This is a genomic window from Streptosporangium sp. NPDC053982, assembly GCF_055585205.1.
Genome location: NZ_JBVJKQ010000009.1, coordinates 19,651 through 35,828 on the forward strand (window position 1 = coordinate 19,651; position 16,178 = coordinate 35,828).

A 16,178-nucleotide genomic window follows, 5' to 3' on the forward strand; every position below is an offset into this window, starting at 1 on the left:
GGGCGGGAAGAGCGTGACGGAGGAGGGTCCATGAGCGTGGCGGCCGTCGGCCTGGCGTTGCTGGGGTCCCTGTTCTTCGCGCTCGGCGCCGCGCTGCAGCAGTCGGAGACGGGGCCGGACCGGGTCGCGCTGCGTCACCTGGCCAGGCGCCCGCGCTGGCTGCTCGGCGGCCTCGCCATCGCGGCCGGCACCGCGCTGCACGTCCTCGCGCTGAGGTACGGGCCGCTCACGCTGGTCCAGCCGCTGGGGGTGGCGAGCCTGCTGTTCGCCCTGCCCTGCGCGGCGGCCCTGCAACGCCGCAGGCCGCGGCCGCGCGAGCTGGCCGCCGCCGCGGCGGTCGCCGCCGGGCTGGCCGGGCTGGTGCTGACCGTGCCGGAGCACACCGGTGACGCCCGCCTCGGCCCCTGGGGGGCGGTGGCCCTGCTCGCGGGGGCGGCCGCCGCCGCCCTGGGGTTGCTGGCCGTCTCCCGGCGCGTCTCCCCCACCGCGCGGGCCGGGCTGCTGGCGATGGCGGCGGGCGTGCTGTACGGCGCGACCGCCACGCTGACCCGGGTGCTGGTCGACGGCTCCTGGGAGCCGTGGCTGCTGCTCGCCGCGCCGTTGCCCGCCCTGGCCGCGCTGGGCCTGTTGCAGCGCGCCTACGCCTGCGGTCACTTCGGCGTCGCCTTCGCCTCCCTGCAGGTGGCCGACCCGCTGACCGCGGTCGTCCTCGGGGCCGTCCTGCTGGGCGAGCCGCTGCCGACCGGTGCGACGGCCGCGCTGACCGCGCTGGCCGCCGCGCTGCTGGCCGCCTGCGGCACCGTCGCGCTGGCCCGCACCGGTCCACCGCCCGCCGCGCACGTCCCCCCGGCCCGCTGAACCCCGCGGATCCCGCTCCCGGCCCCGCTGAAACCACGTCCCGACCGCACCCGACCGCACCCGACCGTCCCCGGCCGTCCCCGGCCGTCCGCCGGCTCCCCGCTCCCGCGAGCCGCCTCCGCGAGCCGCCTCCGGCCTTCCCCCGAACCCCTCCGAACGGAGTCCCATCGATGATCACCGCTCCCGCTCCCCTCGCGCCCGCCCCCGCCGCCGCGCCGGTCACCGTACCGGGCCGCGCTCTTCCCGTCGTCCGGCCGCGGCGGGTGCTGATCGCCACCGACACCTACCCTCCGGACGTGAACGGCGCCGCCTCCTTCACCCACCGGCTGGCCTGCGGGCTGGCCGCCCGGGGCAACGAGGTCCACGTGGCCTGCGCCTCCGACGAGGGACCGGCCAGGACCGAGTACGCGGACGGGGTGACGGTGCACCGGCTGCGGTCGGTGCCGGTGCTGGTGCACCCGACGATGCGGATCTCGGTGCCGTCGCGGCTGGACGATCTGGTGGCGGCCGTCTCGCCGGACGTGGTCCACGCGCAGGGGCACTTCGTGGTGGGCAGGGCCGCGATCTCGGCGGCCCGGCGCGCGGACGTCCCGGTGGTGGCCACCAACCACTTCATGCCGGACAACCTCTTCCAGTTCGCCCACGTCCCGGGCGCGCTCCGCGACCGGGTGGGCGAACTGGCCTGGCGGGACTTCCGGCGTGTCTTCTCCCGGGCCGACCGGGTGACCACGCCGACTCGGATCGCCGCCGAACTGCTGGCGGGCAAGGGCTTCAGCCGTCCGGTGGAGCCGGTCTCGTGCGGCATCGACCTGCGCCGGTTCCAGCCGCGCGGCGGCCTCAGGTCTCTGGCACGCGAGGCGCTCGGCCTGCCGGACCGCCACACCGTGCTGTTCGTCGGGCGACTGGACGAGGAGAAGCGGCTGGACGAGCTCATCCGGGCGCTGCCCCACGTGCTCAACGACCATGACGCGCAGGTCGCGCTGGCCGGCACGGGCGGGCAGCGCGAGTCGCTCGCCCGGCTCGCGCACCGGATCGGGGTCGGCGACCGGGTCTTCTTCCTCGGTTTCGTCCCGGACGAGTCGCTCCCGGACGCCTACGCCGCCGCCGACGTCTTCGCCATGCCGGGGGTGGCCGAACTGCAGAGCATCGCGACGCTGGAGGCCATGGCGTCGGGGCTGCCGGTCGTCGCCGCCGACGCGATGGCCCTGCCCCACCTGGTACGGCCCGGCGGGAACGGTCACCTCTACCGGCCCGGGGACGTGCTGGAGCTGGCGCGCCGCCTGGGCGACCTGCTGGGAGCGCCGGAGCGGCGGGCCGCCATGGGCTCGGCGAGCCGGATGATCGCGCTCACCCACGACCACCAGGTGTCCCTCGCCCGGTTCGAGGCGATCTACCGGGATGTCGCGCGATGAGGGATGACCGGGTGGGAGCGGAGGAGGACCCGGTGTGGCGACGGCCCGCGACGGCCTGCGCGGGCCTGGCCCTGGCGGCGATGGCCTACGCCCATCTGGCCGCGGCCGGATCGGTGGATCCGATGACCGAGCCGACCGGTCGTTACGCGCTGTTCGGCCCGAGCGGCTGGGCGATGGCCGTCTCCGCGATCGCGCTGGCGATGAGCTGTGTGTGGACGGCCTACGGTCTGACCCGGGTGGATCCGGCGCGCAGCGCCGCGGCGCGCGTCCTGCTCGTCGCGGCGGCGCTGGGCCTGCTGCTCACCGCGGTCTTCCCCGTCGAGACGGCCCCCGGGGCCGTCTCCGGCGGCGGTGAGGTCCACCACTGGGCGGCGGCCGTGGTCCTCACCGCGCTGCCCTGTGCGGGCCGGCTGCTCGGGCGCCGGTTCGGCGAACCGCTGCTGTCGCTGGCGGCCGGTCTGTCGGTGGCGGCGCTGGCGGCGTTCCTCGCGGCCCGCCCGGGATCGCCGTTCGCGGAGATCGTCGGCGGTCCGGGCTACCACGGCCTGCTGGAGCGGCTGGCACTGCTGGGCGACGCGGCCGTGGTCCTCCTGGCGGCCCGGCACGCGGGCGGGCGGGGTGCCCGGGCCCACGCGGTCCGGCCGCCGGCCGCTTCTCCGGATGCGGGGCCGGTGTTCCTTGAGCGCGAGATGAAACCTACCGGACAGTAACAAAAGAGACATATCCCCACCGCAGGGGCCGCTTTTACCTACGCTAACGTAGGTTACGGAACCGTAGAGAGTGAGGAAGAGGTCCTATGCGGGAGTTCAGCCAGACCGAGCTGCTACTCGAACTCGAGCCCGTCGTCGCCGGAGAACTCGACCGGCACCACAAAATGGCCAAGGAGTGGTTCCCGCACGAGTACGTGCCGTGGTCCGAGGGTCGCGACTACGACGGGATCTTCGGTGGCGAGGCCTGGTCCGAGACCGACTCCACGATCCCCGAGGAGGCCCGGACCTCCCTGATCGTCAACCTGCTGACCGAGGACAACCTCCCCAGCTACCACCACGAGATCGCCACGACCTTCGGCCGCGACGCCGCCTGGGGCACCTGGGTGCACCGCTGGACCGCCGAGGAGGGCCGCCACGGCACCGCCATCCGCGACTACCTGACGGTCACCCGGGCGGTGGACCCGGTGGCCCTGGAGCGGGCCCGGATGTCGCACATGGAGGAGGGGTTCACCAACTCCTACGAGGGCGTGCTGCACTCGCTGGCCTACGTCTCCTTCCAGGAGCTGGCCACCCGCATCTCCCACCGCAACACGGGCAAGGCCTCGGGGGACCCGAACTGCGAGCGGCTGCTCGCCAGGATCGCCGCCGACGAGAACCTGCACATGCTCTTCTACCGCAACCTGCTCGGCGCGGCCTTCGAGCTGAACCCGGGCCAGACCATGCGCGCCGTCACCGACGTGGTCACCACCTTCCAGATGCCCGGCACCGGCATCCAGGGCTTCACCCGCAAGGCGATGACCATCGCCCACGCCGGGATCTACGACCTGCGCCTGCACCTCGACGACGTCATCATGCCGGTCCTGCGGCAGTGGTCGGTGTTCGAGCGCGAGGACCTGGACGGCGAGGGCGACAAGGCCCGTCAGGAGCTGTCGGAGTTCCTCGACCGCCTTGAGGTGACCGCCTCGCGCTTCGTCGAGCGCCGCGAGGCCCGCCGCGCCCGCGAGGCCGCCGGCTCCTGACCGCCTTCCGGCCGTGGCCGCCCCGCCTCCGGGGCGGCCACGGAACCGCCGGGAGGGTGCTCCGTGTCCGATCAGCCGCATGATCCATGTCCGATCAGCCGTACTGTTCGTGTCCGATCAGCCGTGCCGTCCGAGTCCGGCCGGACGGGCTCCTCCGGGCTCCCCGGACGGCCCCCGTACCGGCCCCGCGCAGACGTCCGGCCGGTACGGGCCCGCGGGCGGAGGCTCAGGAGGTCAGGACCGGTTCCCGCGCGGGGGCGGACTCGGGCACGGGCCGGAGGAGACGCAGGGAGAGCAGCACCAGCAGGGCGGCCAGGCCCGTGGTGACCGGCGGGACGAGGAAGGCCAGGGACGCGCCGAAGCGGTCCACGAGCTGGCCCGCCACGGCGGCGCCGGTGGCGATGCCCAGGCCGATCCCGCCGTTGAGCCAGGTGAACGCCTCGGTCCGCACCTCGGCCGGGACGAGGCCCTCGGCGAGGGTGTAGCCGGTGATGACGGCCGGGGCGATGAGGAGACCGGCCGCGGCGGCCCCGCCGTACAGCATGGGGACGGACCCGGCGAAGCACAGCGCGACGGTGGCCGCCGAGAGCAGGCCCAGGGCGGCGGCCAGCCGGGCCGGGGCGCCGGTCCTCCAGCGGACGACGCCGTAGAGGAGCCCTCCGGCGAAGCTTGCGGCGGAGAAGGTCGCGTAGACCGGTCCCGCCGCGGCGGCCTGACCGAGCGCCGCCGTCGAGGAGGTGACGCCGACCTGGAGGCTGCCGAAGACGGCGCCGAGCGCGACGAAGGCGGCCGCCAGCGGGGCCACGCCCCGCAGCCGCAGCACCCCCCGCCGGGAGCGGGTGCGGACCGGCACCGGTTCGGGGGCGCCCTCGCGGACCCCGGCGAACACGAGTGTGCCGGCCACCACCATGACGAGGGCCGCGAGCAGCGCCCAGACGGGCGAGTAACCGGTCGACAGGGCGACCAGCAGCACGGGGGCGAGGGTGAAGGTCAGCTCGTCGGTCATGGACTCCAGCGCGAAGGCCGTGCCCAGCCTGCCGGAACCGCCCAGCACGTTCGCCCAGCGGGCCCGCACCATCGAGCCGACCTGCGGCATCGACCCGCCGGCCAGCGCCGCCACGGCGGTGAGCGCGACGGGTGAGGCGTGTGAGGCGGCCAGCGCCAGCAGCGCGCCCAGCGCGGCGGCGTGCAGGACGGCCTGCGGGACGAGCACCCTGGGCTGGCCGTACCGGTCGGCCAGCCGCCCGGTCTGCGGGCCGACGAGCGCCTGGGCGACGGCCGCGGCGGCCGAGGCGATCCCCGCCGCGCCGTACGAGCCGGTGGACCACTGCACCAGGAGCAGGATGCCGATCTGCAGCATGGCGTACGGCAGGCGGGCGACGAACGCGGGGGCGAGGAAGCGCCAGGCTCCGGGCAGGCCGAGTACGGCCAGGTAGGACTTCAAGGGTCTCCGTCCAGGGTCCAGACGGAGGGCGTCACCCGGCCGGGGCGAGCCGCACCGTCGTGGTGGGCTTCGACCGGGGTGGATACCGCGGGATCGCGGCCGCCGTGCGGTCATTACGGGTGCGCCGCTTCGGGCACACCAAGCAGACAATTTACCCTAAACAGGGCACTTCTCGTTCCCCGCCGGTCCGTGGACCGCCCGCAGGACCGGCCAGGCGGCGAGCGCGAGGACGAGGGCCAGCGCCGCCACGGCTCCCATGGCCCCCGGCAGGCCGGTCACGTCGGCCCACCATCCGACGTAGACGGGACCGGCGAGGAAGCCCAGGTAGGCGACGCCGGTCACCACGGACGTCGCCCGGCCGCGCACGGCGTGCCCGACACCGTCGTTCGCCGCGGCCAGCAACGTGGGGAACAGCACCGCGGTCCCCGCCGCGGCCAGGACGAGCCCGGCCAGCGCCACCGGCACGGAGGGGGCGACGGCCACCGCCGCGCTTCCGGCGGCCGCGGCCGCTGCGCCGCAGACGAGCACGGTCGCGGCGCGCCCGGACGCCACCCGGCCGGCGGAGAAACGGGTGAGGGCGACGACGGCGGCGAAGACGGCCGGGGCGGCCGAGGCGAGCACCGGCCCGGCGCCGAGTACGTCGGCCAGGTAGACCGCCCCCCAGCTCTGGTGGGCGTTCTCGGTGGCGAAGGCCAGCGCGCCCAGCCCGCCGAACAGCAGGAGCGGCGCGAGGCGGGCGGCGGGCCGTCCCGGACGCGTTTCCGGACCCCCTTCCTCCGCCGGCCGCGCCCGCGTGAGGCCGCCGTCGCCGTCCACCCGTTCCCCGCGCGGGTCCGTGCGCCGTCCCGCGCCCGCCGCCCGCTCCCCCGCCGCGTCCGCGTCGCGTTCCGTCCCGCGGTCGGCCGCGGCGGTCCGCCCTCCCGCCGCGATCACCGGGGTCAGTACCGCGGCGGCCATCGCGACCAGCAGGAACGGCAGGAAGACCGGTGCCCCCGTGCCGGCCAGCAGGCCGGTGGCGAGGCTCGCGAGCACGACGGCCGCGGAGAAGAACCCGTGCGCGCGGGTGATGACGGGCCGGCCCGCGGCCCGCTCAACCGCCCCGGCGGCCGCGTTGATCGCCACATCCGCCGCCCCTGAGGCCGCACCGAGCAGGGTGAGGCCCGCCGACAGGCTCCACAGGTCGCGCGCCGTGAGCGCCACCGCCGTTCCCGCCGCGCCGAGCAGCACGGGCAGGAGGGCGGCCGGCCGGCGCCCCCAGCGATCGACGGCAACGCCCGCGGCGGGCATGGCGGGCAGCGCCCCGGCGCCCACGAACAGCAGAGCGATGCCGAGCCGCCCGTCGTCCAGGCCCGCCTGGTCACGGATGGCCGGTACCGACGCCCCCCAGACGCCCCAGAACGCGCCGAAGACCGCGAAGGCCGCGTAGGCGGCACGAACCCCTGAAGCGCTTGGAGGAGAGGACATGTGTGTAACGATACACAGAAAGTGTGTATCGTTACACAGGTATCCTTCTCCCATGACGGGGACGGCGGGCGGGCGGCGGGCGACCATGGCGGAGGTCGCCCGTGAGGCGGGGGTGTCGGTGATGACCGTCTCCTACGCCTACGGCCGCCCCGACCGGGTCTCGGCCGCCACCCGGGCCAGGGTCCGCGAGGCCGCCGAACGTCTCGGCTACCCGGGCCCGCACCCCGGGGCGCGATCGCTGCGCCGCGGCCGCACCGGCAACCTGGGCGTCGTCCTCGGCGAGCACCTCACCTACGCCTTCGACGACCCGCAGGCGACCCGATTCCTCGCGGGGGTCGCCCAGGTCTGCGCCGACCACGGCATGGGGCTGACCCTCGTCCCGGTGACCGGGGGCCCGGCCGACGCCGACCGTGTCACCGAGGCGGCCGTCGACGGCTTCGTCGTCTGGACCACCGCGGACGACGACCCCGTCATCGAGGCCGTCGCCGCCCTGGGACTGCCGGCCGTGGTGCACGGCGGCCCGCTCCGGGACGACCTCCCCCTGGTGGCCGCGGACGACCGGGCCGCCGCCGAGGCCGCGGGGCGCGAGGCGTTCGCCGACGCGCGGCGGCCCGCGGTGCTCGGCTTCCCGCTCGACCGCGTCAGAGCCGCCGGCGTCCTGCCCGGCGTCGACCCCGCCTCCGCGACCTTCCGCGTCACGAGACAGCGCCTGCTCGGCTTCCGGGACGCCTGGACCGCGACCGGCGGGCTCTGGGAGCAGGTCAGGGTGGCCGTCTGCTCCACCAACGACGCGCGCGAGGCGGACGCGCTCGCGACGGAGCTGCTGACCGGCCCCGACCCCTGCGACGCGATCGCGGCGATGAGCGACGAGCTGGCCCTGGGCACGCTCCGCGCCGCGGCGCGCCTGGGAGTGGCCGTCCCCGGCGACCTCGCCGTCACCGGGTGGGACGACACCGGGGCGGCCGCCGCCGCGGAGCTGACCACCGTCGCCCAGTCCCTGCGCGACCAGGGCGCGCGCTGCGCGCGGGTGGCCGTGGGCGCGCCCCCCGCGGCCGGGGACGCCGAGCCCCCTCGCTGGGCCCTGGTCCGGCGCGGCTCCACACACCGCCCCTGACCGCGCCCGCCCCGCCGCCTTGTCACCGCCCGTCGCCGTCCGGCCGTCCGCTTTATTTCATCACTTGTTGACTTATTTGCGGGCCGAGCCTAGCGTTACGGGCACGCACCGGCCCTCAGGTGCGAGCAGCGGCCCGAGGAGATGCCCGTTGAACGCCGCCGATCCCGCGGACCGCGTCGAGTCCGGCCCGCAGACATCCGCCCCGCTGGTCCTCCGATTCGCCGAGGTCAGCGCGGAGTCGCTCCCTGAGGTCGGCGGGAAGGCCGCCAACCTCGGGGTGCTCACCGCCGCCGGGTTCCCCGTCCCGCCGGGCGTGTGCGTCACCACCGAGGCCTACCGCAGGGTCGCCGCGGGCGCGGGCCTGGAGGAGGTGCTCGACGCCCTGGCCGCCGTCCCCGCCGACGACGTCGCATCCCTCCGCGAGCTGGCCTCCCGGGCCCGCGACCTCGTGCTCCACGCCCCCGTCCCCGCCGACATCGCCGACGCCGTACGGCTCGGCGCGCGCGGCCCCGTCGCGGTCCGCTCCTCGGCGACCGCCGAGGACCTGCCGCACGCCAGCTTCGCCGGCCAGCAGGACACCTACCTCAACGTGGTCGGCGCGGACGCGACGCTGGAGGCGGTCCGGCGCTGCTGGGCCTCGCTGTGGACCGACCGGGCCACCTCCTACCGGGCCGCCCACGGCATCGACCACCGGAGCGTGCGACTGGCCGTGGTGATCCAGGAAATGGTCCGGCCGGAGGTGGCGGGGGTGATGTTCACCGCCAACCCGGTCACCGGGAGGCGGCGCGAGGCGGTGATCGACGCCGCCCCCGGCCTCGGAGAGGCCGTGGTCTCCGGCGCGGTCAACCCGGACCACTTCGTGGTGGACGTCGCCACCGGGCGGATCACCGAGCGGCGGCCGGGGGACAAGCGGCTGGCCGTACAGCCGGCCCCCGGCGGCGGCGTCGAGCACGTCGAGCGGGCCGGAGCCGGTGCGGACGAGTTCTGCCTGACCGACGCCCAGGTCAGGGCGCTGGCCGAACTGGGCGGCCGGGTCGAGGCCCACTACGGCGCGCCGCAGGACATCGAGTGGGCCGTCGACGCCGCCGGAGCGCTGTGGCTGACCCAGTCGCGCCCGGTCACCACCCTCTTCCCGATCCCCGAGCACCGCCCGGGAAGCGGGAAGACGGCCGACGGCGACGGCGGCACGCGGATCTACTTCTCGCTCAGCGTCGCCCAGGGCGTCTACCGGCCGATCACCCCGATGGGCATGTCGGCCTTCCGGCTGCTGTCGGCCGCGGGCGCCGGGACGCTGGGCTTCCCGGTGCGCGACCGCGAGGCCGGGGCCCCGGTCTTCGCCGAGGCCGCCGGACGGATGTTCGCCGACGTCACCGGTGTCGTACGCAGCCGGGCGGGCCGAGCGATCCTCCCCCGGCTCCTCGACGTGATGGAGGCCAGGTCGGCGAAGGTGCTCCGCGCCCTGGCCGACGATCCCCGCTTCACCGTCACCCGGCGCTCCGTGCGGCCCGCCCTGCTCCGGGCGGCCCGGGTCGCGGCCCATCACCGGATTCCGGAACGGGCCGCGCAGGCCCTGCTCAACCCTGAGGCGGCGCGCCGGCGGGTGGAACGGCTGACGGCGGAGACGCGGTCCCGGCTCGCGTCCCCGCCGGGCGCCACCTCCCTGGAACGGCTCGACCACGTCGAGCGGAGGCTCGGCGACAGCGTCTTCCAGGTGATACCGAGGATCGCGCCCGCCCCGGCCGCCGGGTTCGCCATGCTCGGCCTGGCCCACCGCCTCCTCGGCGGCCTGGCCCGGCCGGGCGAGCTGCAGACCGTCCTGCGCGGGCTCCCGCACAACGTGACCACCGAGATGGACCTGGAGCTGTGGCGACTGGCCTCCCGGATCCGCGCCGACGCGGACGCCGCGGCGCTCCTGCTGGACACCCCCGCGGCCGAGCTCGCCACGCGCTTCCACGACGGGACGCTGCCGGCCGTCGTGCGCGAGGGGCTGCGCGGCTTCCTCGCCGCCCACGGCATGCGGACCGTCGCCGAGATCGACCTCGGGGTGCCCCGGTGGTCGGAGGATCCCGAGCACGTCATCGGGGTCCTGGCCAACTACCTCCGTCTCGACGACCCGGCCCTGGCCCCCGACGTCCTCTTCGCCGAGGGCGCCGCGGAGGCCGAGCGCATGATCGGGACGCTGGCCGCCCGCGCGGGGGGCCTCCGCGGTCGCGTCATCCGGTTCGCGCTCGGCCGGACCCGCGCCCTGGCGGGCCTGCGCGAGCTGCCCAAGCACCACCTGGTGTCGGTCCTGGCCGCCATGCGCGCCGAACTGGCGGCCGTCGGTGCCGACCTGGCGGACCGCGGCCTGCTGTCCCGCCCGGACGACGTCTTCCTCCTGACCTTCCCCGAGGTCAGGGCGGCCCTCACCGCGCCGCCCCGCCACCCCGGCACGCCGGCCGGCGTGGTGGCGGAGCGGCGCCAGGAGGCCGCCCGCGAGCTGCTGCGCAGGCACCTGCCCCGCGTGCTGCTGTCGGACGGCACCGAACCCGAGGCCGTCCGGCAGCCGGGCGCCCCGGCGGACGGCTCGCTCACCGGCACCCCCGCGTCGGCCGGTACCGTCACCGGCGTCGCCAGGGTGGTGCTCGACCCGGTCGGCGCGCACCTGGCGCCGGGCGAGATCCTGGTCTGCCCTTCCACCGATCCGGGCTGGACACCGCTCTTCCTGACCGCCGGCGGCCTGGTGATGGAGATGGGCGGCGCCAACTCCCACGGCGCGGTGGTGGCCCGCGAGTACGGCATCCCCGCCGTCGTGGGCGTCGCGCACGCGACCGAGCGGGTCTCCACCGGCCTGCGGATCACCGTGGACGGCACCTCCGGAACGATCACCGTTCCCTGAGGGTCAGGCCGGATCCCGCGATTCCCTCTCCGCGGGGTCCTCCGCCGGTTCCTCCCGGGGGTCCTCCGCCGGCTTCTTCGCCCGCTTCTTCGTGGAACGCCGGGAGAGGAGGCGGACGATCGTCTCCGACCGGCTGGCGATCAGCGGCCCGAGCAGGGCGAGAACGAGCACGTACCCGGCGATGAACGGGGCGAGCCTCGCGTCCAGCCCGGCGGCGAGCGCCATCGTCGCCAGGACCAGCGCGAACTCGCCGCGTGAGAGCACGGTGAGCGAGATGTTCACCGCCTCCCTCCTGCCGAAGGAGTTCAGCTTCGCGGCCGCCGTCCCGGCCGCCACGTTGAGCACCAGGGTGATCGCCACCGCGGCCGCGATCGGCCAGGCCACCGAGAGCATGTCGCCCGGCTCGATGGACAGGCCGAAGGCGAAGAAGAACAGCGCGGCGAACGCGTCCCTGAGCGGATGGACGAACTGCCGGATGCGCGGCGCCGCCTTGGTCGAGCTCAGGATGAGACCGACCATGAAGGCCCCGATGGCGTCGGACACGCCGAACTCCTCGGCGACTCCGGCGGTGAAGATCGCCAGACCGGTGAACATCACCACGAGCAGCTCGTCGTCCCTGGTGCTGACGAGCCGGTTGACCAGCCGGGAGCCCCAGCGCGCCAGCGCGGTGAGCACGATCAGGAAGGCGAACGCCCTGCCGAAGGAGGCGGCCGCGGCGGCGAAGGAGTCCGCCCCGCTGAGCACCGGCTGCAGCACGGCGAGATAGAGCGCGAGGAAGACGTCCTCGACCACGATGACACCCAGGATGAGGCGGCTCTCCGGGTCGCCGAGCCGGCCGAGGTCGATCAGCAGTTTGGTCACGATGGCCGAGGAGGAGATGCCGATGACCCCGGCCAGGACCATCGCCTCGCGGAACCCCCAGCCGACGGCGAACCCGAAGGCCAGGCCGCCTCCGACGTTGAGCAGGATGTAGAGGGCCCCGGCCAGGACCATCCGCCTGCCTCCCTCGACCAGGTCGTCGAGGGAGAACTCCAGGCCGAGGTAGAACAACAGGAAGATCAGGCCGAGCGCGGCGATGAGCTTGAGGTCCGCCGGGTTCTCGACCAGCGCGAGGCCGGGGGTGTGCGGGCCGAACACGATGCCCGCGAGCATGAACAGCGGAATCGTCGGCAGCCCGATGCGGTTGCCGATCCTGGCGATGACCCCGGCGGCCAGGAAGGACCCGCCCAGGGCGATGAGAGCGTCACCCGGTGCCATGCGGCCCGCCTTCCGGATGGAGTCCGGGCATGGTGAACACACATTCGTCGAACATTGGAAACCTCCTGTGGAGCGATCTCGGTGTCGGTGCGTCAGAGATCGCCCGGCGGAGGCGCCCGCGGGCCGGGGAGGTCGCGTACGGCGGGCACGGCGAGGCGCACCCGTGAGGGCCGGACCGGAAGACGGGTCCCCGGCCCGGGGCCGGTGATCCGCCCGGCCTCGGGAGCCGCGGAGAAGTGGTCGGCCTGGTGCGGTGCCGCCGGAGGCAGTACGGCGCCGCCCGCCAGCATGACGGCGACGCCGGGTGCGTGGTGACGGTCGCCGGGCGTCGCGAGAGGGGCGTGGACGACGGCGAACAGGGACAGCAGGATCGCGGCGACCGTACCGACGATCCTCCGCGACAAACCATGCCCTAACTCTTGGGGGAATTGTCCGCCATTTTATCATCTGTCACGAAACGACGCTGGGGTGCGGCGTAGACCCACTGCCAGACCGACTCCAGCGGTCCCCGCTGGAAACGGCGCAGCCAGAGCGTCGACAGCGTCGCCAGCAGCAGGCAGATGGCGGCCCAGGCGGCCACCGTCCACCACGGCCGCAGGTCCGCGAACCTCGCGGCCAGGCCGAGGCCCCAGCCGTAGCAGAGGACCGACGCGATCAGGTTCTGGGCCACGTAGCAGCTCAGCGCGGTGCGCCCGACCGCGGTCAGGCCGCGCCGCGCGGGACCGGGGGTCCCGCCGGAGAGACGGCTCATCCGGTGCGCGGCGGCGGTGACGAGGGCGAGCAGCCCGAGGGCCACCAGGGGCGGCAGCAGGTAGCGGTCGACCAGGACCCAGTCGCCCCCGGCGAAGGAGGTGAGCAGGTTCAGCGGCACGCCCACGCCGAGCCCGGCCGCCATGAGCCGCCCGCGGAGCGCGGCGCCGCGGGCGGAGTCCTCCAGCGCCCCGGCGCGCATCAGCCGGGCGCCGAGCAGGAACAGGGTGATCCCGAGCGGGACGATGAACACGGCCTCCAGCCGATAGAGGCCGAAGAACTCGATCCGGGTCGCGACCTGGTCCGCGTAGGAGCCGTCGGTGAACAGCGTGACCGGCCCGGAGGGCGGCGTGGAGACGTCGCCGTACATCAGGACGAGGGTGACCAGGCCGACCATCGACGCGAACACCACCCCGGCGCCCGTCATCCACGCGTTGATCACCCGGTCGCTCCGGCCTATCAGGTAGGCCACCACGACCGAGGTCACCGCGTATCCCATGAGCACGTCGAACTCGAAGACCAGCAGGTAGTGCAGGAGCCCCTCGACGAACAGCAGCCCCGCGCGCCAGAGGTACCAGCCGGGCCACGGCGTGCCCCGGCGCGCGGCCGAGCGGTACTGCAGTTCCAGCCCGACCCCGAAGAGCAGGGTGAGCAGGGCGAGGAACTTGCCGTTGGTCAGGAAACGCAGGAAGGTCTCCACCGCGCCGGTCCCGCCCAGCGCGTCCAGCACCCCGGCGGGACCCGCCGGACCGGTGAAGATCCAGATGTTGGTGCCCAGCGTCCCCATGATGGCGATGCCCCGGAGCAGGTCCAGCGCGTCGATGCGTCGTGTCGTCACGTTCCCACGATTTCGGACCCGGCCCGGCCGGACATCCTCCCCCGGAACCGTCGCGGCGTACATCGAACGGCGGACCGGTCGCCCTCCGACCGGCGGGTGAGGCGAGAGGACGGATACATACGTCTCGTTATGTCCGCGACGGGGTGGGCACGGGTGACAGGAGGAACACCGCAAGGACGGCGAGATGATCGGAGGGGGATCGCTGTGGACAGGCGGAACATGCCGGGCGACCCGTATTCACGGGCCGAGGACGAAGGGATCCCTGACCTTCAGGAGGGGACGCCCGAACAGCAGTGGGCGGTGGACCCCCAGGAGGAGCCCCTGCCCGCCGACCAGCCGGGCGCGCTGGACGACTACGGGACCACGGCCGAGGAGTGGAGCGCAGGGGAACCCCTCGACGGCCGCCTCAGCCGGGAGGAGCCCGAACCCCAGCCGCTGTTCGGGACCGAGGAGGGCGAGAGGACCGGCCGCGGCGAGGACGAGGCGGCCACCGGCGAGGACGGCCTCGACCCGGACGTCCCGGACAGCCTCGACGAGCAGGTGACCGAGACCAGCGGTCTCGGCGTGGGCTCGGACCTCAACACCGACTACGAGCGTGACGAGGACATCGACGTCGGCTATCAGTCGCAGCCGTCCGGGCCGGTCGGCGGATACGGGGACGACGAGCCGCGCCAGGCGGGCCGGCTGGTCGAGCCCGACCAGGGCGCCGCGACCGACACCGAGCCCGACATGATCGCCGAGGACGTCGGCGCGGACTTCGGCGGCTACACCGCCGAGGAGGCCGCCATGCACATCGAGCCGGAGTGACACCGGGGAGGGCGTGACACCGGAGCGCCCGGGTCCCCGGCGGCCGCTCCGTACCGGGGAGGCGGCCGGGGGTGGTCCCGAGCCACCCCTGAACCGTCCCCGGGACGTCAGAGGTGCTCGGCGAGGAAGGCGGCGACGGCCTCCACCGCCCGGCTCACGTGCGGCTCGGCGTCGTAGAGGTCGATGTGGAGCCGGGCGTCGAGCCAGACGAGCCGCTTGGGCTCGTCCATCCGCTTGTAGGCCTCCTCCGCGCCCTCCGGGGAGCAGAAGCGGTCCACGACGCCGTGCACCACCAGGCCGGGCTTGGGCGACAGGAAGTCGGCGCCGGTCATGTTGTCCATGGTGACCAGCTCGCGGATCGAGGCCCGGGTGACCCGGTTGCGCCAGTGCGGGGACGCGCCGCGCCCGGTGCCGTAGTAGGCGTACGGCTCGTCGCCGGGCATGGCCGCCTCCCCCTCCGCCGCCACGGCGGGGACGTACTCGGCCTCGCCGCCGAGGTCCTGGCGCTCCAGGACCTCGGTGAAGGAGGCCAGCGCCTCCTCGTACCCGGCCGGTGACATCCCGGCGCGCATGGCGTAGGGGCTGTTGTAGGCCCCGGCGATCCCGGCGAAGACCCGCACCCGGGGGTCGAAGGCGGCGAACTTCAGCGCGTAGCCGGCGCCCAGGCAGATCCCGGCCGCGCCGATCCTGGCGCCGTCGGACTCGGGCCGCGAGCGCAGCAGCGAGACCGCCGCCCGCAGGTCGTGCAGCTTGCCCTGCGGGTCCTCGTGCTGCCGCGGCGTCCCGCCGGACTCCCCCCAGTTGCGGTGGTCGAAGGCCAGCGTCACGTATCCGGCGGCGGTCAGCCGTTCGGCGTACAGGCCGGTCACCTGGTCGCGGGTGCCGGTGAACGGCCCGGTGAGGACCAGCGCCGGGTGCGGGCCGGGGCCGTCCGGCGTCCGCAGGTCGCCGACGAGCGTGATCCCGTCGGCCTCGAACTCAACCCTCTCGGTCATGCGCCCCAGTCTGTACGACTCCCGCCCCGGCGTGTCAGACATGGTTGAAAGGCTCGGCGTAGGCGAACGCTCCGCGTAGGCGCGGGTCGTCCGGGTCGTACGCCGACAGGACGCGGACCTGGAAGAACGGCTCCCATTCCGGCACCGGGGGCACGACGCCGTACTCCGCGGCGGGCCGGAAGCCGAAGCGCGAGTAGTAGGCGGGCGAGCCGAGCAGCACCGCCATCGGCTCGCCCATGGCGTCCGCCGCGCCGAGGAGCGTGTGCAGCAGGGCGAGACCGACGCCGCGCCGCTGACGGCCGGGGCGGACGCTCACCGGGCCGACGGCGACGACGGGAGCCCCCTCGATGTGGGCGCGGCTGCCCAGCACGTGCCCGGCGACCTCGCCGTCCGCGCCGATCGCGACGAGGGACAGCTCGGGCATCCACTCGTCGCAGCCGCGGAGCTCGCGGAGCAGGGGCTCCTCGGCGGGCGTCTCGCCGGGCCGGTCGGGCTTGGCGAAGGCGGCGGCCGTCACCTCGTGGACGGCGTCGATGTCGGCGGGGGTCTCGCGGCGGACGATCATCCGCCCACCCTGCACCGGATCGGCCGGACTCCGCAATCGGATTACCGGCCCCGCCCCCCGGCGAACC

The 16,178-nt window shown here is 74.9% G+C and carries 14 protein-coding genes; 7 read left to right on the forward strand and 7 right to left on the reverse strand.

Annotated features, from left to right (window positions below):
• Nucleotides 1-30: 30 nt before the first annotated feature.
• The 4 genes from ACZ6W9_RS17325 to ACZ6W9_RS17340 all read left to right on the forward strand — a co-directional run bounded on the left by ACZ6W9_RS17325 (nt 31) and on the right by ACZ6W9_RS17340 (nt 3,999).
• The gene (locus ACZ6W9_RS17325; RefSeq protein ID WP_389965133.1) at nt 31-858 is read left to right on the forward strand and encodes a DMT family transporter; all 828 of its coding nucleotides are present in this window, start codon (nt 31-33) and stop codon (nt 856-858) included.
• A gap of 170 nt (nt 859-1,028) precedes the next feature.
• Nucleotides 1,029-2,270: a glycosyltransferase gene (locus ACZ6W9_RS17330; protein ID WP_389965130.1), complete on the forward strand. Its 1,242-nt coding sequence runs from the start codon at nt 1,029-1,031 to the stop codon at nt 2,268-2,270.
• Complete coding sequence (locus ACZ6W9_RS17335) at nt 2,267-2,980, forward strand: DUF998 domain-containing protein (RefSeq protein ID WP_389965127.1); 714 nt, start codon at nt 2,267-2,269, stop codon at nt 2,978-2,980. Before ACZ6W9_RS17330 ends, ACZ6W9_RS17335 begins: the two co-directional genes overlap by 4 nt.
• 86 nt (nt 2,981-3,066) lie before the next feature.
• Complete coding sequence (locus ACZ6W9_RS17340; protein WP_389965124.1) at nt 3,067-3,999, forward strand: acyl-ACP desaturase; 933 nt, start codon at nt 3,067-3,069, stop codon at nt 3,997-3,999.
• Nucleotides 4,000-4,225: 226 nt separating this feature from the next.
• Here the strand turns inward: ACZ6W9_RS17340 and ACZ6W9_RS17345 are convergent, their stop codons facing one another.
• Entirely contained in the window at nt 4,226-5,443 is a 1,218-nt protein-coding gene (locus ACZ6W9_RS17345; RefSeq protein ID WP_389965121.1) for an MFS transporter, read from the reverse strand.
• Between the two features lie 156 nt (nt 5,444-5,599).
• Nucleotides 5,600-6,907: an MFS transporter gene (locus ACZ6W9_RS17350; protein WP_470118593.1), complete on the reverse strand. Its 1,308-nt coding sequence runs from the start codon at nt 6,905-6,907 to the stop codon at nt 5,600-5,602.
• 52 nt (nt 6,908-6,959) lie between these two features.
• Between ACZ6W9_RS17350 and ACZ6W9_RS17355 the strand changes: the two genes are divergently transcribed.
• The gene (locus ACZ6W9_RS17355; protein WP_389965115.1) at nt 6,960-8,021 is read left to right on the forward strand and encodes a LacI family DNA-binding transcriptional regulator; all 1,062 of its coding nucleotides are present in this window, start codon (nt 6,960-6,962) and stop codon (nt 8,019-8,021) included.
• A gap of 148 nt (nt 8,022-8,169) precedes the next feature.
• Entirely contained in the window at nt 8,170-10,899 is a 2,730-nt protein-coding gene (locus ACZ6W9_RS17360) for a PEP/pyruvate-binding domain-containing protein (RefSeq protein ID WP_470118595.1), read from the forward strand.
• Between the two features lie 3 nt (nt 10,900-10,902).
• On the opposite strand, the gene ACZ6W9_RS17365 is transcribed toward ACZ6W9_RS17360, so the two are convergent.
• From ACZ6W9_RS17365 to ACZ6W9_RS17375, 3 genes are all read right to left on the reverse strand, one after another.
• Complete coding sequence (locus tag ACZ6W9_RS17365; protein WP_389965110.1) at nt 10,903-12,156, reverse strand: cation:proton antiporter domain-containing protein; 1,254 nt, start codon at nt 12,154-12,156, stop codon at nt 10,903-10,905.
• 92 nt (nt 12,157-12,248) lie between these two features.
• Nucleotides 12,249-12,560 (reverse strand): hypothetical protein, encoded by a 312-nt coding sequence (locus tag ACZ6W9_RS17370; protein ID WP_389965107.1) that lies wholly within the window; start codon nt 12,558-12,560, stop codon nt 12,249-12,251.
• An 8-nt stretch (nt 12,561-12,568) separates the two neighbouring features.
• Nucleotides 12,569-13,744, reverse strand: a complete 1,176-nt coding sequence (locus ACZ6W9_RS17375; RefSeq protein WP_470118598.1) for a DUF418 domain-containing protein — start codon at nt 13,742-13,744, stop codon at nt 12,569-12,571.
• Between the two features lie 204 nt (nt 13,745-13,948).
• Here ACZ6W9_RS17375 and ACZ6W9_RS17380 point away from each other — a divergent pair, with 204 nt between their 5' ends.
• Nucleotides 13,949-14,551: a DUF5709 domain-containing protein gene (locus ACZ6W9_RS17380; protein ID WP_389965101.1), complete on the forward strand. Its 603-nt coding sequence runs from the start codon at nt 13,949-13,951 to the stop codon at nt 14,549-14,551.
• Nucleotides 14,552-14,658: 107 nt separating this feature from the next.
• On the opposite strand, the gene ACZ6W9_RS17385 is transcribed toward ACZ6W9_RS17380, so the two are convergent.
• Nucleotides 14,659-15,546: an alpha/beta hydrolase gene (locus ACZ6W9_RS17385; RefSeq protein WP_389965098.1), complete on the reverse strand. Its 888-nt coding sequence runs from the start codon at nt 15,544-15,546 to the stop codon at nt 14,659-14,661.
• A gap of 34 nt (nt 15,547-15,580) precedes the next feature.
• Entirely contained in the window at nt 15,581-16,111 is a 531-nt protein-coding gene (locus ACZ6W9_RS17390; protein WP_389965095.1) for a GNAT family N-acetyltransferase, read from the reverse strand.
• Nucleotides 16,112-16,178 lie beyond the last annotated feature (67 nt).